This is a genomic window from Klebsiella sp. K5-204 (assembly GCF_030128585.1).
Taxonomy (GTDB): Bacteria; Pseudomonadota; Gammaproteobacteria; order Enterobacterales; family Enterobacteriaceae; genus Klebsiella; species Klebsiella quasipneumoniae.
In genome coordinates, this window is sequence record NZ_JAKUZS010000004.1 from 112797 (window position 1) to 129921 (window position 17125).

The 17125-nt window shown below is 62.2% G+C and carries 18 protein-coding genes; 10 read left to right on the forward strand and 8 right to left on the reverse strand.

Annotated elements, in window-relative coordinates; genetic code table 11:
* Positions 1-2 precede the first annotated feature (2 nt).
* Positions 3-3110: a multidrug efflux RND transporter permease subunit EefB gene (eefB, locus tag MKR05_RS12100; protein ID WP_101989321.1), complete on the reverse strand. Its 3108-nt coding sequence runs from the start codon at positions 3108-3110 to the stop codon at positions 3-5.
* Complete coding sequence (eefA, locus tag MKR05_RS12105) at positions 3110-4234, reverse strand: multidrug efflux RND transporter periplasmic adaptor subunit EefA (RefSeq protein ID WP_032454398.1); 1125 nt, start codon at positions 4232-4234, stop codon at positions 3110-3112. Before eefA ends, eefB begins: the two co-directional genes overlap by 1 nt.
* Before the next feature lie 206 nt (positions 4235-4440).
* Here eefA and MKR05_RS12110 point away from each other — a divergent pair, with 206 nt between their 5' ends.
* A complete protein-coding gene (locus tag MKR05_RS12110; protein WP_032454401.1) occupies positions 4441-4563 on the forward strand; it encodes a hypothetical protein in 123 nt (40 codons plus the stop codon).
* Here the strand turns inward: MKR05_RS12110 and MKR05_RS12115 are convergent.
* Positions 4523-4639, reverse strand: a complete 117-nt coding sequence (locus tag MKR05_RS12115) for a hypothetical protein (protein ID WP_032429230.1) — start codon at positions 4637-4639, stop codon at positions 4523-4525. The genes MKR05_RS12110 and MKR05_RS12115 overlap by 41 nt on opposite strands.
* On the opposite strand from MKR05_RS12115, the gene MKR05_RS12120 reads away from it, so the two are divergent.
* Complete coding sequence (locus tag MKR05_RS12120; RefSeq protein ID WP_044525071.1) at positions 4614-5030, forward strand: GNAT family N-acetyltransferase; 417 nt, start codon at positions 4614-4616, stop codon at positions 5028-5030. The two genes, MKR05_RS12115 and MKR05_RS12120, sit on opposite strands and share 26 nt — an antisense overlap.
* An 810-nt stretch (positions 5031-5840) precedes the next feature.
* On the opposite strand, the gene MKR05_RS12125 is transcribed toward MKR05_RS12120, so the two are convergent.
* Entirely contained in the window at positions 5841-6488 is a 648-nt protein-coding gene (locus tag MKR05_RS12125; protein WP_023291407.1) for a TetR/AcrR family transcriptional regulator, read from the reverse strand.
* A gap of 80 nt (positions 6489-6568) precedes the next feature.
* Here MKR05_RS12125 and MKR05_RS12130 point away from each other — a divergent pair, with 80 nt between their 5' ends.
* Positions 6569-8062 carry an MDR family MFS transporter gene (locus tag MKR05_RS12130; RefSeq protein WP_032454395.1) on the forward strand — a complete coding sequence of 498 codons (1494 nt, stop codon included), beginning with the start codon at positions 6569-6571 and terminating at the stop codon, positions 8060-8062.
* Here MKR05_RS12130 and MKR05_RS12135 read toward each other — a convergent pair.
* A complete protein-coding gene (locus MKR05_RS12135; protein WP_023291405.1) occupies positions 8059-8973 on the reverse strand; it encodes a LysR substrate-binding domain-containing protein in 915 nt (304 codons plus the stop codon). The genes MKR05_RS12130 and MKR05_RS12135 overlap by 4 nt on opposite strands.
* A gap of 95 nt (positions 8974-9068) precedes the next feature.
* Between MKR05_RS12135 and MKR05_RS12140 the strand changes: the two genes are divergently transcribed.
* Positions 9069-9701: a pyridoxamine 5'-phosphate oxidase family protein gene (locus tag MKR05_RS12140; protein ID WP_048298581.1), complete on the forward strand. Its 633-nt coding sequence runs from the start codon at positions 9069-9071 to the stop codon at positions 9699-9701.
* On the forward strand, positions 9698-10168 hold the full coding sequence (locus MKR05_RS12145) for a nuclear transport factor 2 family protein (RefSeq protein ID WP_044525066.1): 471 nt from the start codon (positions 9698-9700) through the stop codon (positions 10166-10168). Before MKR05_RS12140 ends, MKR05_RS12145 begins: the two co-directional genes overlap by 4 nt.
* A gap of 20 nt (positions 10169-10188) precedes the next feature.
* Here MKR05_RS12145 and MKR05_RS12150 read toward each other — a convergent pair whose 3' ends face one another.
* The gene (locus tag MKR05_RS12150; protein WP_032433699.1) at positions 10189-10725 is read right to left on the reverse strand and encodes a carboxymuconolactone decarboxylase family protein; all 537 of its coding nucleotides are present in this window, start codon (positions 10723-10725) and stop codon (positions 10189-10191) included.
* Positions 10726-10843: 118 nt separating this feature from the next.
* Between MKR05_RS12150 and MKR05_RS12155 the strand changes: the two genes are divergently transcribed.
* The 3 genes from MKR05_RS12155 to MKR05_RS12165 all read left to right on the forward strand — a co-directional run bounded on the left by MKR05_RS12155 (position 10844) and on the right by MKR05_RS12165 (position 13565).
* Entirely contained in the window at positions 10844-11749 is a 906-nt protein-coding gene (locus MKR05_RS12155) for an AraC family transcriptional regulator (RefSeq protein WP_023291401.1), read from the forward strand.
* Between the two features lie 127 nt (positions 11750-11876).
* Positions 11877-12686, forward strand: a complete 810-nt coding sequence (gene nlpA, locus MKR05_RS12160) for a lipoprotein NlpA (RefSeq protein ID WP_023291400.1) — start codon at positions 11877-11879, stop codon at positions 12684-12686.
* 24 nt (positions 12687-12710) lie between these two features.
* Complete coding sequence (locus tag MKR05_RS12165) at positions 12711-13565, forward strand: DMT family transporter (RefSeq protein WP_023291399.1); 855 nt, start codon at positions 12711-12713, stop codon at positions 13563-13565.
* Here MKR05_RS12165 and MKR05_RS12170 read toward each other — a convergent pair.
* Positions 13555-14115, reverse strand: coding sequence for an NUDIX hydrolase (locus tag MKR05_RS12170; protein ID WP_044525065.1), 561 nt, complete (start codon positions 14113-14115; stop codon positions 13555-13557). The two genes, MKR05_RS12165 and MKR05_RS12170, sit on opposite strands and share 11 nt — an antisense overlap.
* 167 nt (positions 14116-14282) lie before the next feature.
* Here MKR05_RS12170 and MKR05_RS12175 point away from each other — a divergent pair, with 167 nt between their 5' ends.
* Positions 14283-15062: an MBL fold metallo-hydrolase gene (locus MKR05_RS12175; RefSeq protein WP_023291397.1), complete on the forward strand. Its 780-nt coding sequence runs from the start codon at positions 14283-14285 to the stop codon at positions 15060-15062.
* 21 nt (positions 15063-15083) lie between these two features.
* Positions 15084-16037: a GlxA family transcriptional regulator gene (locus MKR05_RS12180; protein WP_023291396.1), complete on the forward strand. Its 954-nt coding sequence runs from the start codon at positions 15084-15086 to the stop codon at positions 16035-16037.
* Here MKR05_RS12180 and MKR05_RS12185 read toward each other — a convergent pair.
* Entirely contained in the window at positions 16034-17083 is a 1050-nt protein-coding gene (locus MKR05_RS12185) for an NAD(P)-dependent alcohol dehydrogenase (protein ID WP_044525064.1), read from the reverse strand. The two genes, MKR05_RS12180 and MKR05_RS12185, sit on opposite strands and share 4 nt — an antisense overlap.
* Between the last annotated feature and the right edge of the window lie 42 nt (positions 17084-17125).

Genomic DNA, 17125 nt, shown 5'->3' on the forward strand with positions numbered 1-17125 from the left:
CCTTACTCCTGAGAAGAACGTTGGCGGGTGAAGAAGCGTTTCACCAGCACGAAGAACAGCGGTACGAAGAACACCGCCAGCAGGGTGGCCGTCAGGGTGCCGCCGATGATGCCGGTGCCGATCGCCACGCGGCTGTTGGCCCCGGCGCCGGTGGCGATGGCCAGCGGCAGCACCCCGGCGATAAACGCCAGCGAGGTCATGACAATTGGGCGCAGACGGGTCTGCGCGGCGCGGATCGCCGCCCGGGAGAGCGAATAACCCTCATCCACTGCGGATTCAGCGAACTCCACGATCAGGATGGCGTTCTTCGACGACAGGCCGATGGTGGTCAGCAGCGCCACCTGGAAGTAGACGTCGTTGCTTAAGCCTCGCAGCGTCGCCGCCAGCGCCGCGCCGAGCAGGCCGAGCGGGATGACCATGATCACCGAGAACGGCACCGACCAGCTCTCATACAGCGCCGCCAGGCACAGGAACACCACCAGAATCGAGATGGCGTACAGGCTCATCGCCTGGCCGCTGGCCAGCTTTTCCTGCAGCGAAATGCCGCTCCACGCCCAGGTGGAGCCCGCCGGCAGGCTGTCGGCCAGCTTTTCCATCTTGTCCATCGCCGCGCCGGAGCTGAAGCCGGCGGCGTTTTCGCCCTGGATCTCAAAGGCGGCGGAGCCGTTGTAGCGCACCAGGCTTTCCGGACCGTATTGCCAGTGGGTGGTGGCGAAGGCGGAGAAGGGCGTCATGCTGTTATCGCTGCCGCGAACGAACCATTTGCCGAGGTCGGAGGGCACGGCGCGCGCGTCGCTCTCGCCCTGGATGTACACCTTCTTCACCCGGCCGCGGTCGATAAAGTCATTCACGTAGGTACCGCCCCAGGCGCTGGAGAGGGTATCGGTCACGTCGCTCAGCGACAGCCCCAGCGAGACCGCTTTGTTGTTATCGATATCCACCTGCAGCTGCGGCATCTGCGGCAGGTCGTTGGCGCGCACCGACTGCAGCTCGCCGCTCTGGTTGGCCGCCGCCAGCAGCTGACTGCGCAGCTTCATCAGGCTGTCGCGGTCGGTACCGCCGCTGGCCATCAGCTCGAAGGTGAAGCCGTTGCTCTGTCCGAGACCGTCCACCGACGGCGGGGTCATGGCGAACAGGGTGGCGTCGCGGATCGTCCCCAGCTCTTTATTGGCGCGCAGGGCGATGGCCTGGGCGGTATTGTCGTCGCCTTTGCGCTGCGACCAGTTGTTCAGCGACACGAAGGCCATCCCGGCGTTCTGACCGCTGCCGCTAAAGCTGAAGCCGTCGACGGTGAAAATGACGTTGGTATTGGCTTTCTCTTTGGTCAGGAACCAGTCGGTGACCTGGCGACGCACCTCGGCGGTACGCACCGCGGTGGCCCCGGCGGGCAGGGTGTACTGGACCATGATCTCGCCCTGGTCCTCCACCGGCAGAAAGCTGCCCGGCAGTTTCCACATCGCCAGCGCCATCGCCCCGCAAATCAGGACGTAAGCGCCCATCATCACCGCGCCACGGCGCAGGCCGCCGAGCACGCGGCGCTGGTAGCCCGCTTCCGTGCGCCCCCACAGGCGGTTAAACGCGCCGAAGAACCCTTTAGTATGAGGCCTGGAGTGGCTGAGCAGCGCGCCGCACAGCGCCGGGGTGAGGGTCAGGGCCACCACCACCGACAGCATCATCGCCGAGATAATGGTCACCGAGAACTGGCGATAAATGACCCCGGTCGAGCCGCCGAAGAAGGCCATCGGCAGAAAGACCGCCGACAGCACCAGGGCGATCGCCACCAGCGCGCCGGAGATTTCGCCCATCGATTTTTCGGTGGCTTCCCGGGCGGGCAGCCCTTCGTCGCGCATAATGCGCTCAACGTTCTCCACCACCACAATGGCGTCGTCCACCAGCAGGCCGATCGCCAGCACCATGGCGAACAGCGTCAGGGTGTTAATCGAGTAGCCGAACAGCGCCAGCACGCCGAAGGTGCCGAGCAGCACCACCGGGACCGCCACCGCCGGGATCAGCGTGGCGCGGAAGTTCTGCAGGAACAGATACATCACGCAGACCACGAGGATAATCGCTTCGAAAAGGGTCTGAATCACGTCTTCGACCGAGATTTTGATGAACTCGGTGCTGTCCTTTGGATAGGCGATATCGTAGCCCTGCGGCATCTGACGCTGGAATTCGGCGATTTTGCTTTTCACGAGGGTCGCGGTGTCCAGCGCGTTGGCGCCGGGGGCCATCATCACCGCGATCCCGGCGGCCGGGTGGCCGTTGAGATTGGCGGTAGCGGTGTAATCCTCGCTGCCCATCTCCACCCGCGCGACATCGCTCAGGCGCACCACCGAGCCGTCGGCCTGGCTTTTCACAATGATCGCTTTGAACTGGTCAGGGGTTTGCAGCCGCGACTGCGCGCGCACGGTGGCGGTCAGCTGCTGGGCGCTGGACGATGGCAGGGCGCCGATTTTACCGGCGGAGACCTGCACGTTCTGGGCCTCAATCGCCGACTGGACGTCGGAAGGCATCAGCGAGTAGGAGGCGAGTTTAGTCGGGTCCATCCAGACGCGCATCGCGTATTCGGCGCCGAACACCTGCAGGCTGCCGACGCCCTCTACGCGCGCCAGCGGGTCCTGCAGGTTGCTGACCAGCCAGTCGGAGATATCGGAGCTGGTGGCGCGGTCGGTTTTGTCATACACCGCGAGGATCAGCAGGAAGCTGCTCTGCGATTTTTCCACCGTCACGCCGGACTGCTGGACTTCGCTCGGCAGCCGCGATTCCGCCTGCTGGACTTTGTTCTGCACCTGCACCTGGGCGGTGTCCGGGTCGGTCCCCTGCTCAAAGGTGACGGTGATGCTGACCGAGCCGTCGGAGCTGCTGGTGGAGCTGAAGTAGAGCAGATGGTCGAGGCCGGTAAGCTGCTGCTCGATCACCTGGGTGACGCTGTTCTCCAGGGTTTCGGCGGAGGCGCCGGTGTAGGTGGCGGAGATTTTCACCGCCGGCGGGGCGACGTTCGGGTACTGGCCTACCGGCAGGGTGCGGATCGCCAGCACGCCGGCGAGCATAATCAGAATGGCGATCACCCAGGCAAAGACCGGGCGACGCACGAAGAAACGGGAGAACATCAGGCGTTGCCTCCGTTATTGTTGACGGCAACGGCCTTCACCGTCTGGCCTGGGGCCACTTTACCCGTGCCTTCGACGATCAGCTTGTCGCCCGCTTTCAGGCCGCTCAGCACCAGCCATTTATCGCCGTAGGTGTCGCCGGTTTCCACGGCGCGCTGCGCAACTTTGTTGTCGGCATCGACCACCAGCGCCGTGGCGTCGCCTTTGGCATCGCGGGTAATCCCCTGCTGCGGGGCGAGGATCGCGTCGTTCATGATGCCTTCATCGATGCGCGCGCGGACAAACATCCCCGGCAGCAGGACGTGCTGCGGGTTGGGGAAGATGGCGCGCAGGGTTACCGAGCCGGTGGATTCATCGACGGCGACTTCGGTGAGCGCCAGACGCCCTTTTTCGCTGTAGGTGCTGCCATCTTCAAGGATTAACGTCACGCTGAGGGTATCGCTGTTGCTGGCCAGGCTTTGTTTGCGTAAACGCAGGAGATCGACGCTGGATCGCGTCAGATCGACATACATGGTGTCGAGACCGCGGATCGTCGCCAGCGCGGTATCCTGATCGGCGGAGACCAGCGCCCCCGGCGTGACCGACGAGATGCCGATGCGTCCGGCAATCGGCGCGGTGACGGTGGTCCAGTTCAGGTTGATGCGCGCGCTCTCCAGCGCCGCTTTCTTCGATGCCACGCTGGCCTTGTCCTGGGCGCAGGTGGAGGCGGCGTCGTCGGCATCCTGGCGGGAGACGCCGTTATCCCGGACCAGCGACGCGTAGCGCTGAGCCTTCTGGCAATCGGAGACCACCAGCGCCTGGGCCTGTTTCAGCGCTGCCGCCGCTTCATTCCAGGTCGCGCGATAGCTGGAGGGATCGATCTGGTAAAGGGCCTGCCCGGCCTTCACCATATCGCCTTCGGTAAACAGGCGCTTCTGGATGATGCCGCCCACCTGCGGGCGTACTTCGGCGCTGAGCGAGGCGGTGGTGCGGCCGGTGAGCTGGCTGACTACCGGAACCGGCTGGCTTTGCAGAGTGACCACGCCCACTTCCGGCGTGGGTTGCTGCGGGGCAGATGTCTGCGCATTATCGCATCCGCTGAGGAGAAATAATGCTGTCGCGATGGGAGCTATGATGTATTTCATTATATTTTCTCAAGATATAAGACGTCCGCCCCGTTTATTTAAAAACGAGGGAATAGGTTGGGCGCTGAGGCATTTTCGGCTAAGCGAAAATGACAAAAAAGGAACACAGATGTTCCTGAACGTGATTGTTATTGTGTCTCCGCTGAAGCCAACCTCTTCGGCCTTCAGGAGGTGAAAAGCGCATCTCCTCTGGTTTTGTGGTGAGAATGATTATTCTCATTTTTTCCCATTATACGATCCGCCGCGATAATGGAAAGGTTTTTTTGCTTACTTTTAGAACGCAAAAAATTAAGGCAAATAATCATGGAGAAAATAAGAATTTTTTGTGAAAGTGGAGAGGAAAAATAACCTTTCGGCACCGCGATACTGGAGATAGTTAATGGCGTTAATTATTACAAAAAGCATTAATCCCGACGACCAACAAGAATTGTTTGTCGGTCTGCGGCACTATAATCAGCAGTATCTTGATGCGGCGCAGTTTGGCGATCTGGGCGTTTACTCCCGCGATGCGCAAGGGGTGATGCAGGGCGGGCTGATTGCCAAACGCAAGGGTAACTGGCTGTGCATTGAGTATCTGTGGGTCAGCGAAGCGACGCGCGGTCGCGGACTGGGGAGCGAGCTGATGCAGGAGGCGGAGCGGCAGGCGCAGGCGCTGGGCTGCAGCCATCTGCTGGTGGATACCTTTAGCTTCCAGGCGCTGCCGTTTTATCAGAAATTAGGCTATCAGCTGCAGATGTCGCTGCCCGACTTCCCGCATGCGGGGATGCAGCGTCACTATTTGTCGAAGGCGCTGTAACGGTCCTGATATCGCCGGGCGGTCAGGTACCGTACCTGTGATTGTGCCGGATGGCGGCATAAATGCCTTATCCGGCCTACATAGTTCTCCCGTAGTTTCGCCCCACCCAGGACCGGCAAGCGCAGCGCCGCCGGGCAGGATATCAGGCACGGCACCAGTATTCTTGCCGGGTGGCGGCTGCGCCTTACCCGGCCTACGGTTCGTGCTGTGCCCGCCATGATGCCGAGCGGCCTGTTGTTGATATACCCACTTGCGCGACTGAAACTGCCGGTGCTGGCGGCCTCAAAATCGCTGAGACGTTCCCGGAAGGCCGGGGCAGCCCGCATGGATGCGGGCTGAGGGCCGTGTTTTGCATGGACGCTGCCTCGGCCCGACCCGAAGCCTGCAGGGATAAGTCGAAGGTACCGCGTAGCGGCGATTTTGCTGGCCGGAGCCCGGGGGTACAGGGGGCGGCGGCGACTGGCCGCCCCCTGTGCGCTCCCTGCGCCATAAGAGACATAGCGCAGAAGAAATATCGGGAGCGCAATCTGCCCGGACATAACACGGGAGTGGTAGCCCTGCTAAGCGTAGCGCGAGCAGGGAAATTTACGGTTGTGCCGTTATTTCTGTAGCCCTGCTAAGCGCAGTGCGAGCAGGGAAATTTACGGTTGTGCCGTTATTTCTGTAGCCCTGCTAAGCGCAGTGCGAGCAGGGAAATTTACGGTTGTGCCGTTATTTCTGTAGCCCTGCTAAGCGTAGCGCGAGCAGGGAAAATCCCGGATGGCGGCGCGTGGCGCCTTATCCGGGCTACAAAAGCGTCAAAACCACGCCTTAACCCCCGACGCCATGGCCCATTAACGCCAGCGCGTGGCTGACGATGGTCTGGCGGTCGACCGCCTGTAAACGCGGATCGCTGTGGATGCGCGAAAACGGCACCAGCACCAGGCTAATCACCGTGGTAAACAGCAGCTCCGGCGACAGCGCCGGGTTAATCTTGCCCTCCCGCTGCCAGCGGCGCACCGCCTCCAGCATCACCTGAAAACGCTCCTCGCCGAAGCGGGCGTCCATATGCTGACGCAGGATCGGCATCTCGCCGATGATCTCCTGCATCCACAGCGGCGCGAACCAGGCGTTTTTCTCCGCCATGTGCGCCAGCGTCTCGACCATCATCGTCAGCGCCAGCACCGGGTCCTGCGGATGGTCGACAAAGATGCGGCTGATGTGGTTGCGCAGCGGCATAAAGCGCTCTTCGATCAGCTGCGTCACCAGCGCATCCCGCGAACTGAAATAGTAATGCAGCATCGCCGGCGTCACCCCGGCCTCTTTGGCGATGGCATTCAACGACACGCGGGCCGCGCCGTCGCGGGCAAACAGCGTCAGGGCGATGTCCATCAGCTGTTCGCGGTTGGCGGTACCCGGTTTTTTACCGCGCGGCCGCCCCGGGCGGCGGGGGGTATCCTGATCCTTTTGTGCTGTCATGATATGGCGATCTCTTGACCCGACTCATTCTTTCACTAAATATTAATTATGCATTTAATTAATTTCAAGCGAGTGTTGTGATGACTTCTCAAGTCGCGAACCCACCGGTGCAGTCGATACGCCTGCTGTTTAGCGCCTTGCTGCTGGTGATGCTCCTCTCCGCGCTGGATCAGACCATTGTCTCCACCGCGCTGCCGACGATTGTCGGCGAACTGGGCGGGCTGGACAAGCTTTCCTGGGTGGTTACCGCCTATATCCTCAGCTCCACCATCGCGGTGCCGCTGTACGGTAAATTCGGCGATCTGTTCGGCCGCAAAATCGTGCTGCAGGTGGCGATTGGGCTGTTTCTTGTCGGCTCCGCCCTCTGCGGGCTGGCGCAGAACATGACCCAGCTGGTGCTGATGCGCGGCCTGCAGGGGCTCGGCGGCGGCGGCCTGATGGTCATCAGCATGGCGGCGGTGGCCGACGTCATCCCGCCCGCCAGCCGTGGCCGCTATCAGGGGCTGTTCGGCGGCGTTTTTGGCCTGGCGACGGTGATCGGCCCGCTGATCGGCGGCTTTTTGGTGCAGCACGCCTCCTGGCGCTGGATCTTCTACATCAACCTGCCGCTGGGCCTCTTCGCGCTGCTGGTGATCGGCGCGGTATTCCACAGCAGCAATAAACGCAGCCAGCATGAGATTGACTGGCTGGGGGCGATTTACCTCAGCATGGCGCTGCTGTGCATCATCCTGTTTACCTCGGAAGGGGGCAGCGTTCATGCGTGGAATGACCCGCAGCTGTGGTGCATTCTGGCCTTCGGCATCGTGGGGGTCATCGGTTTTATCTACGAAGAGCGAATGGCCGCCGAGCCGATTATTCCGCTGTCGCTGTTCCGCAACCGCAGCTTCCTGCTGTGCAGTCTGATCGGCTTCGTCATCGGCATGTCGCTGTTTGGATCAGTCACCTTCCTGCCGCTCTATCTGCAGGTGGTGAAGGAGGCGACCCCCACCGAGGCCGGGCTGCAGCTGATCCCCCTGATGGGCGGCCTGCTGCTGACCTCGATTATCAGCGGGCGGATTATCAGCCGTACCGGTAAATATCGCCTGTTTCCGATCCTCGGTACCCTGCTTGGCGTGACCGGCATGGTGCTGCTGACCCGGATCACCATTCACTCACCGCTGTGGCAGCTGTACCTGTTTACCGGCGTGCTGGGGGCGGGTCTGGGGCTGGTGATGCAGGTGCTGGTCCTGGCGGTACAGAACGCGATGCCGGCGAAGCTTTACGGCGTCGCCACCTCCGGCGTGACCCTGTTCCGCTCGATCGGCGGTTCCATCGGCGTGGCGCTGTTTGGCGCGGTGTTCACGCACGTGCTGCAGAGCAACCTGCAAAAGCTGTTGCCGGAAGGCGCGGTACTGCCGCCGGGAATGAATCCGGTGGCGGTACAGCACCTGCCCGCGGATATCCGCCTCGACTATCTCGACGCCTTCGGCGCGGCGATCCACGCGGCGTTCCTCATGGCTGCCTGCATTATGGCGGTGGCGTTTGTCCTCTCCTGGCTGTTAAAGGAGGCGCCGCTGAAGACCGCGACGCACTAAGCGGCCCCGGCGATGCGCAGCAGCGCCTGACGCAGCGCCGGCGCGGCAAAATCGATAAATTTTCGCAGCTTAAGCGGCGCCAGGTCCCGGGCGGTATACAGCAAATGGACCGGCGCCGGCTCCGGCTCGACGCGCTCCAGCAGCAGACGGAGCTCACCCTGTCGCAGGCCGTCCAGCGCCTGATAGTGCAGTAAGCGAGCTACGCCCACCCCCAGCCGCGCGGCATCGGCAGCGCTCTCCGGCGTGGTGACCGATAACGCCGGCGGCAGGTTAATCAACTGGTCCTCGCGCTCAGCGGCGCGAAAGCGCCAGCCGCGATAGGGCATCGGCGATTCAATGCGGATGATCGGCAGCGCCGCCAGATCGCGCGGCCGCTGCGGCTCGCCGTATTTCGCCAGCAGCGCCGGATGGGCGCAGGCCACGATGCGCATCCTGCCGAGGCGGGTGGCCACCATGCTGCTGTCCGCCAGGTCGCCTATCCGCACCGCCAGATCGATATGGTCGCCCACCAGGTCGGCGTTACGATCGCTGAGCAGCAAACGGACGTGAATCTGCGGGTAACGGGCGATGAATTCAGCGATCACCGGGAGAACGTGCTGGCGCCCAAACATTGTCGGCGCAGAGATCACCAGCTCGCCTTTCGGTTCCTGATACTCGCCCGTCGCCTGGCGTTCGGCGTTTTCCACCTCCTCAAGGATCCGCCGCGCGGCAGCGACATAATCGACCCCGGCGTCGGTGAGCGTCAGTTTGCGGGTGGTCCGCGCCAGCAGGCGCACCCCCAGCGCGTTCTCCAGCTCGCCGATATGGCGGCTGACGGTGGTCAACGGCATATTCAGCGCCCGCGCCGCCGCCGACATACTCCCCAGCTCGGTCACTTTCACCAGCAGCGCCATCGCGCTTAATCGATCCATTATTCTCCCGATTTTTGGAAAGATGATTGCCACGAAACCAGTATTATCATTTTTCGCAGTACAGTCCATGATGGCGCCAGACAACAGGAGGCGCTATGGCAGCAACCTTTCTCGATATCGCCATCACCCCGGACGTGATGGATGTGCAGCATGAAATGGGCAGCGACCAGCTGTGGCAAACGCCGCACAGCCGACGCCAGGCCGACCGCTTCGGCGACAGCGAAGCGGGGATGATCGCCACCCGCGACAGCTTTTATCTGGCGACGGTGTCGCAGAGCGGCTGGCCCTACATTCAGCATCGCGGCGGCCCGCCGGGGTTTCTGCATCTGCTGGACGATACCACCCTGGCGATGGCGGATTTCGGCGGCAACCGTCAGTACATCACCACCGGCAACCTGCGCGGCAGCGACCGGGCCTGCCTGTTTTTGATGGATTATCCGCGCCGTGCCAGGCTGAAAATCTACGCCACCGTCGAGGTCGTGGCGGCAGAGAACCACCCGCCGCTGCTGGCGCAGGTGGCGCCGGCCAACTATCGCGCCCGCATCGAGCGCCTGTTTCTTTTTCATCTGCAGGCGTTTGACTGGAACTGCCCGCAGCACATTACGCCGCGCTACAGCGCGCAGCAGGTGGCGGAGTACAGCCAGAACCTGCAGCAACGTATTCATGACCTGGAGCAGGAGAATCAGCGCCTGCAGCAGCAATTAGCCCGCAGAGGAGAGTCAGCATGACCGAACAACGTCCCCCGTTACCGCCGTTTACCCGCGACAGCGCTATCCAGAAGGTCCGCGCTGCGGAAGATGGCTGGAACAGCCGCGATGCCGAAAAGGTCGCTCTGGCCTACACCATGGACAGCGAATGGCGCAACCGCAGCGAGTTTGTCCACGGCAGGGGGCAAATTGTCGAATTCCTGCAGCGAAAATGGCATAAGGAGCAGCAATATCGGCTGATTAAGGAGCTGTGGGCATGGCAGGAAAATCGCATCGCCGTGCGCTTCGCCTATGAGTGGTGCGACGACAGCGGCAACTGGTTTCGCTCGTACGGCAATGAAAACTGGGAGTTTGATCAGCACGGGCTGATGCAGACGCGCTACGCCTGCATCAACGACCTGCCGATCGCCGAAAGCGAGCGCCTGTTCCACTGGCCCCAGGGGCGTCGCCCGGACGATCATCCGGGGCTCAGCGACCTGGGGCTGTAAAACCGGCGCTGCGCGACGGATTAATCGGCTTTCGGGAAGTCGACCACCGTGTCGTTAACCCGGTTCACCATATTGGTGAACAGGATCGCGCTGATGGCGCTGATAATCTCAATCACCTGCTGGTCGCTAAAACCGGCGTTGCGCAGCGCGGCGACGTCGGCTTCCGGCAGCGTGCCGGTGGTGGTCACCAGCGTCTGCGCAAATTTCACCAGCGCATCAAGCTGTGCCTCTTCCGCATACTCCCCGCGGCGCAGGGCGTGGATCTGTTCGCTGCTGAAGCCGGCTTTTTTCGCCATCAGCGTATGTGCGGCCAGGCAGTAGTCACAGCCGGTGGCTTCGCTGACCGACAGGTTAATGGCTTCCAGCTGTTGGGCGCTGAGGCTGCCTTTATGTAGCATCGCATTGTGCGCCAGCGCCTGCTGCAGCGCGGCCGGCGAGTGGCCGCCGATGGCCAGGTAGGCATTCGGCACTTTGCCCATCGCTTTTTTGATCCCGGCGAAAATATCGGCGGCTTTGCCGGTGGCGTCTTGTTCACGGATATCAGCTAAACGGCTCATGGTTAACTCCTGTTGTTTTCGAGGGTGTGTGTTGGCATCGGGGTCATCTTAGGCGGTTGCCGCATGCTAGACTGGCGGTCTTCGTCTCACCTTTTTGTCTTATCGTCTCAGGAGAAGCATGGACAGTCTCAGTCATCTGCTGGCGCTGCTGGCGCCGCGCTGCGAAGTGAACCTGCACTGTCGCTTCGGCGGCCGCTGGCAGGCCGGGCACCAGCAAATGCGCAGCGGCGTGGTGCCATGGCACGTGGTGCTGCGCGGCGAGGGGCGGCTCAACGTCGGCGGCCAGACCCATCACCTGCGCGCGGGAGATGTGGTCCTCCTGCCGCACGGTTCGCCGCACCTGATGGAGAGCCTGGTGGAGTGGGGCCAGGTGCTGCCGGTGGCGCATCGCTTTAACGGCACGGTGACGGAAATGCGCGCCGGCCCGGCGGAGGGGGCGCTGGAGATGCTGTGCGGCGAATTCTATTTTGGTCCGCACGTCAGCTGGCTGTTCACTGAGGCGTCGACGCTGATCCATCTCCATACCGATGCGCGCGAAGACTGCCCGGAGCTGCAGCCGTTGCTTAACATACTGGTCCGCGAAAGTCTGGCGCAGCGTCCCGGCGGCAGCGCTATCGTGCGCAGCCTCGGCGATACGCTGCTGGTGCTGCTGCTGCGCATGCTGCTTGGCGAGCAGCAGCCGCCAGGCGGGCTGCTGCGTCTGATGAGCGATGAGCGCCTGATGCCGGCGGTGCTGGCGGTGATGGCGACCCCGGAGCAGCCGTGGACGCTGGAAACCATGGCCGCCCGCGCCTTTCTGTCGCGGGCCACCTTTGCCCGCCATTTTGCCCGCGTTTATCACCTGACGCCGCAGGCGTGGCTGTCGCAGCTGCGAATGGCGCTGGCCGCCCGGCTGCTGCGCCTGGAGCGTCAGACCAACCTCGAGGTCATTGCCGAACGCTGCGGCTTTCAGTCGCTGGCGTCCTTCTCGAAGCGCTTCAAAATGCGCTATGGCGTGACGCCGGGCGAGTGGCGACGGGGCTAGCGCTTCGCGCCTGGCGAAGATGATTTTATTTCCGGTTGCGCGGTTTGCTGTTTATTACCCCACCCGAAAGTCGCTATAGTTTTGCACGAAAAAAACAACGACAGTCAGGACGGACAGGGTGAAGAGGATGAGATTACGTTTACGTGCCGCCGCCGCGGTAATGCTGGCGGGTCTGGCGCTGGTCGGCTGCGACCAAAAGGGTAATGAAGCGAAGCACATTAAGGTCGGCGTGATTAACGGCGCTGAACAGGATGTGGCGGAAGTGGCGAAGAAAGTGGCCAAAGAGAAATATGGTCTGGAGGTTGAGCTGGTGGGGTTCAGCGGCTCGCTGTTGCCTAACGAATCGACCAACGCCGGGGATCTGGACGCCAACGTCTTCCAGCATCGGCCTTTCCTTGAGCAGGACAACAAAGCGCATAACTACCATCTGGTGGCGGTAGGCAATACCTTCGTCTTCCCGATGGCCGGCTATTCGCGCAAGATAAAGTCAGTCGCCGAACTGAAAGACGGCGCGACGATCGCTATCCCCAACGATCCGACCAACCTCGGGCGGGCGCTGCTGCTGCTGCAAAAAGAGAAGCTGATAACCCTCAAAGCCGGTACCGGCCTGCTGCCGACGGCGGTGGATATCACCGACAACCCGCATCATCTGAAAATTATGGAGCTGGAAGGGGCGCAACTGCCGCGCGTACTCGACGATCCTAAAGTCGACGTGGCCATCATCAGCACCACCTACCTGCAGCAAACCGGGCTGTCGCCGGTTCGCGATGGCATCTTTATCGAAGATAAAAACTCGCCCTACGTGAACATCATCGTGACCCGGGAAGACAATAAAGACGCGGAAAACGTGAAGGAGTTTATGCAGTCGTACCAGTCGCCGGAGGTGGCGAAGGCGGCAGAGACTATCTTCAACGGCGGCGCGGTGCCGGGCTGGTAAGCCAACTTACAGGGAGAGGCGCGTATGGTACGCCAACGGCAGGCTGATCTGCTGCTGATTGCCGCGACGGTGATTGCCGCCTGCGGCTGGATTTTTTCCCGCGAGGCGATCGCCGGCATGCCGGTATTCGCGTTCCTTGGGCTGCGCTTTTTCTTCGCCGCGCTGCTGCTGCTGCCGTTTTGCCGCGGGTTTCGCCCGCAAAAGCAGCACTGGCCAAAGCTCATCATCAGCGGGCTATGGTTTGCGCTCAACCTCTGCCTGTGGATCTACTCGGTCTCCACGACGGCATCGCTCGGCGAAGGGGCGTTTATCATGAGCCTGTCGATGATGTTCGTCCCGCTGACCGCGTGGGTGATGATGAAGGTGCGTCCGCCGCGGGCCTGGTGGGAGTGCCTGCCGATCGCGGTGGTGGGCCTGGGCCTGCTCAGCCTGCACATGCCGATAGTCTTCCATCCCAGCCAGGGCTGGTTTTTGCTGACGGCGCTGGTGCAGTCCATCTGGTTCTGTTACACCAGCCGCTGCGCGCGCGAAGTACCGCTGATCCCCCTGACCACCGTGCAGCTGGCGATCACTGGTATCGTCGGGTTGACCCTCTCCGCTGCCGTTGAACGCTGGGACCAGCCGATGACCCTGCCGACCTTCGGCTGGCTGGTGGCCAGCATTGTCATCGCCACCAGCCTGCGCTTCGGTCTGCAGATGAAGGGGCAGAAGTACGCGGCGGTGGCCAGCGCGGCGATCATCATGGTGCTCGAACCGCTGCTGACGGTCATTGCCGCCGCGCTGTGGTATGGCGAACAGCTGCCGCTGCAGAAGATTATCGGCGGCGTGCTGATCCTGGTTGCCCAGCTGTGGTTCCGCTGGCGGATGCTTAAGCCGTAGCCTGCCCGGTGCGCGGCTGCGCCATCAATTGCAGCAGCGGCACCAGCGACAGCCCGTCCGGCATTTCGCCGCGGGCGATCAACTGGTTTATCTCCTCAAAGGTAAACCAGCCGGTTTCCATCACTTCATCCTGATCCGCATCCATCCCCACCCAGCGTAAACCGGTGGCCAGCCAGGTGATAAACAGCTGATCGCTGCTGCCGTAGGAGGGGTTGAAGCGAATGATCTCCTCGACGCGTTGCGCCTGCCAGCCGGTCTCTTCCCGCAGCTCGCGCAGCGCGGCGACCGCCGGATCTTCCCCTTCGTCAACGCCGCCTGACGGAATGGCCCACACCACCTTGTCGATCAGGTAGCGGTAGTGGCGAATCAGCAGCACTTTCTCATCCTGAATGGCCACAATCCCCACCGCCGGGCGCGGATAGTGAATGGCGTAAAAGTCGCGGCGCTCGCCGGGGGCGATATCAATACCCACCTTGCGCATGCTGAACCACGGCGTCTCGGCGATGACCTGCGGGTCGTGCATATCGGCGGCGGTCAGTTTTTTCTTCATCCTGCCACTCCTGTCAAAAATGGAGCCTTCAGAACAACATAGCCGGAGGCGGATAGCAATCGCCGCAGGTTGGCCCGATTTCATCGATCCTTGCCCAAATGCCCCTATTGCGCCAGGCTGGTACTCAGTACGATGTTCGTCAAATCACCCCCCTGAGGAACGCCAACATGAACATCACCCATATCCGTAACGCGACCCAGATTATTGAATACGCCGGGAAAAAGTTTCTGATCGATCCGATGCTGGCGGACAAGGGCGCCTGGCCGGGTTTTCCTGGCACCGCGCGCAGCGAGCTGCGCAACCCGCTGGTGGCGCTGCCTTTTTCCCGCGATAAAATCATCGACGTTGACGCGGTGATCGTCACCCATACCCATGACGATCACTGGGACGAGGCGGCGATCGCCGCGATCCCGAAAACCCTGCCGGTGTTCGTCCAGCACGAAGCCGACGGCGCGTTGCTGCGCAGCCAGGGTTTCCAGGATATCCGCCTGCTGACGGCAGACAGCGAATTTGCCGGCGTGCGCCTGCTGAAAACCACCTCCGGCCAGCACGGCAGCGATCGCACCTACGCGGTGCCGGCGATGGCCGAACGCCTGGGCGAGGCCTGCGGCGTGCTGTTTCGCCATCCGCAGGAGAAGACGCTATGGCTGGTGGGGGATACCATCTGGCGTGATGAAATTGCAGCCGACCTGCTGAAGCTGCGCCCGGACGTGGTGGTCCTCAACGCCGGCTACGCCCACGTCATCGGCTTTGGCCCGATTATCATGGGCAAAGAGGATCTCCTGAACGTACACTTCACCCTGCCGGAAGCGAAAATCATGGCGATTCACCTGGAAGCGGTCAACCACTGCCTGGTGAGCCGGGAAGAGATGCGCCAGTATGCGCTGGATAATCAGATAGCCGAGGTAGTGTGTATCCCGCAGGATGGGGAAACCGTGGTTTATTAACGTGCGCAAGGGGAAGGAACGATGAAACTCACCGACGTGGCGATTGTTGCCGTAGAGGGCTTTAGCCCGTTTCATTACGCCGTTCCCTGCATGCTGTTTGGCGATTCGGTCTCTGAAAGCAAACGCTTTAACCTGCACATTTGCGCCGAGCGGCCGGGGCTGCTGCGCGCCCGCGACGGCTTTGCGCTGTACGCCAGCGGCGATTACGCCGTGCTGGAACAGGCGGATATCGTGGTGGTGCCTTACTGGGGCGAGGTTGACCGCCGCCCGCCGCAGGCGCTGCTTGATAGCCTGGTGCGGGCCCGGAATAACGGCGCGGAAATCGTCGGTCTGTGCCTCGGCGCGTTCGTCCTGGGCTACGCCGGGCTGCTGGACGGGAAACGCGCGGCGACCCACTGGGAGTTTGAGCAGGATTTTCAGCGTCGGTTTCCGCAGGTGCGGCTGGATATCAACGCCCTGTACGTCGACGACCAGCGGATCATTACTTCGGCGGGCACCGCGGCGGCGCTGGACTGTTGCCTCTACATCATCCGCCAGCGTTTCGGCAGCCTCGCGGCCAACCAGATCGCCCGGCGGCTGATTGTTTCACCGCACCGCGAGGGCGGCCAGGCGCAGTTCATCGCCCAGCCGGTGCCGAAAAACACCCGCGATGCGCGAATCAACTGCCTGCTGGATTATCTGCAGCAGCATATTGCCGAGCCGCATAATCTTGATTCGCTGGCCCGGGTGGTGGCGATGAGCCGCCGCAGCCTGACCCGCCACTTCGCCCGGGCGACCGGGATGAGCATTACCGACTGGCTGACCGCCGAACGCCTGCGCCGCAGCCAGAGCCTGCTTGAGGCGGGCGATCTGCCGGTTGAGCAGGTGGCGGAGGCGGTGGGTTATCTCTCTGCCGTCACCTGGCGTCAGCAGTTTAAGGCGCGCTTTGGCGTCAGTCCGACCGAATGGCGGCGCACCTTTCGCCGCGGCGCTTAGCCGGCGAGGGTCGCGCTGTCGATCACGAAGCGGTATTTCACATCGCCCTTGACCATTCTTTCCCAGGCTTCGTTGATCTCATCCCCGCGGATCAGTTCGATATCGGCGACGATGCCGTGTTCAGCGCAGAAGTCGAGCATCTCCTGAGTTTCCGCGATCCCGCCAATCATCGACCCGGCAATCGACCGGCGGCGGATGATCAGATTGAACACTTCCGGCGACGGATGCGGCGTGGCCGGAGCGCCCACCAGCGTCATGGTGCCATCGCGCTTCAGCAGCGTGGTGAAGGCATCGAGATTATGCGGCGCCGCCACGGTGTTGAGGATGAAATCGAAGCTTTTGACGTGGGCCGCCATTTCGTCTTCGTTACGCGACACCACCACCTCATCGGCGCCCAGCGCTCTGGCCGCATTACGCTTGGATTCGGAGGTGGTAAAGGCCACCACGTGAGCCCCCATGGCGTGGGCCAACTTGATTCCCATATGCCCAAGGCCGCCGATGCCGACCACGCCGACTTTTTTACCCGGCCCGGCGTGCCAGTGGCGCAGCGGCGAGTACGTCGTGATCCCGGCGCACAGCAGCGGCGCGACGGCGGCCAGCTGCGCTTCGGGATGGGTTATCCGCAGCACGTAGTGTTCTTTAACCACGATCTGCTGTGAATAGCCGCCCAGAGTGTGGCCCGGCGCGTCCTGAGTCGGTCCGTTGTAGGTCAGCACCATATGGTCGCAGTAGTTCTCCAGCCCCTCAGCGCACTCCTCGCACTGTTGGCAGCTATCGACCATGCAGCCGACGCCCACCAGATCGCCGACGGCGTAGCGCGAGACAGCGTCGCCGACCGCGGTGACCCGGCCCACAATTTCATGCCCCGGCACGCAGGGATAGAGCGTTCCCGCCCATTCCGATCGCGCCTGGTGGAGATCGGAGTGGCAGACGCCGCAGTAGGCGATGGCGATCTGCACATCCTGCGGCCCCGGTTCGCGGCGGGTGATGGCCATTGATTCCAGCGGCTGGCTGGCGGAGTAGGTACCTATAGCGTTGATCAGCATAGCGAAACCTCTTGATCGAATAGAGCGGGAGATGGATGCGGG

What these genes read in the sequence shown, in the direction of transcription:
- MKR05_RS12110 (WP_032454401.1), top strand. Translation starts at nt 4,441, where the DNA reads ATGATTATTCTCATTTTTTCCCATTATACGATCCGCCGCGATAATGGA.
- eefA (WP_032454398.1), bottom strand. Translation starts at nt 4,234, where the DNA reads ATGAAATACATCATAGCTCCCATCGCGACAGCATTATTTCTCCTCAGC.
- MKR05_RS12175 (WP_023291397.1), top strand. Translation starts at nt 14,283, where the DNA reads ATGAACATCACCCATATCCGTAACGCGACCCAGATTATTGAATACGCC.
- MKR05_RS12140 (WP_048298581.1), top strand. Translation starts at nt 9,069, where the DNA reads ATGGCAGCAACCTTTCTCGATATCGCCATCACCCCGGACGTGATGGAT.
- MKR05_RS12165 (WP_023291399.1), top strand. Translation starts at nt 12,711, where the DNA reads ATGGTACGCCAACGGCAGGCTGATCTGCTGCTGATTGCCGCGACGGTG.
- MKR05_RS12150 (WP_032433699.1), bottom strand. Translation starts at nt 10,725, where the DNA reads ATGAGCCGTTTAGCTGATATCCGTGAACAAGACGCCACCGGCAAAGCC.
- MKR05_RS12115 (WP_032429230.1), bottom strand. Translation starts at nt 4,639, where the DNA reads ATGCTTTTTGTAATAATTAACGCCATTAACTATCTCCAGTATCGCGGT.
- MKR05_RS12145 (WP_044525066.1), top strand. Translation starts at nt 9,698, where the DNA reads ATGACCGAACAACGTCCCCCGTTACCGCCGTTTACCCGCGACAGCGCT.
- MKR05_RS12130 (WP_032454395.1), top strand. Translation starts at nt 6,569, where the DNA reads ATGACTTCTCAAGTCGCGAACCCACCGGTGCAGTCGATACGCCTGCTG.
- MKR05_RS12185 (WP_044525064.1), bottom strand. Translation starts at nt 17,083, where the DNA reads ATGCTGATCAACGCTATAGGTACCTACTCCGCCAGCCAGCCGCTGGAA.
- MKR05_RS12180 (WP_023291396.1), top strand. Translation starts at nt 15,084, where the DNA reads ATGAAACTCACCGACGTGGCGATTGTTGCCGTAGAGGGCTTTAGCCCG.
- MKR05_RS12125 (WP_023291407.1), bottom strand. Translation starts at nt 6,488, where the DNA reads ATGACAGCACAAAAGGATCAGGATACCCCCCGCCGCCCGGGGCGGCCG.
- eefB (WP_101989321.1), bottom strand. Translation starts at nt 3,110, where the DNA reads ATGTTCTCCCGTTTCTTCGTGCGTCGCCCGGTCTTTGCCTGGGTGATC.
- MKR05_RS12155 (WP_023291401.1), top strand. Translation starts at nt 10,844, where the DNA reads ATGGACAGTCTCAGTCATCTGCTGGCGCTGCTGGCGCCGCGCTGCGAA.
- MKR05_RS12120 (WP_044525071.1), top strand. Translation starts at nt 4,614, where the DNA reads ATGGCGTTAATTATTACAAAAAGCATTAATCCCGACGACCAACAAGAA.
- MKR05_RS12170 (WP_044525065.1), bottom strand. Translation starts at nt 14,115, where the DNA reads ATGAAGAAAAAACTGACCGCCGCCGATATGCACGACCCGCAGGTCATC.
- MKR05_RS12135 (WP_023291405.1), bottom strand. Translation starts at nt 8,973, where the DNA reads ATGGATCGATTAAGCGCGATGGCGCTGCTGGTGAAAGTGACCGAGCTG.
- nlpA (WP_023291400.1), top strand. Translation starts at nt 11,877, where the DNA reads ATGAGATTACGTTTACGTGCCGCCGCCGCGGTAATGCTGGCGGGTCTG.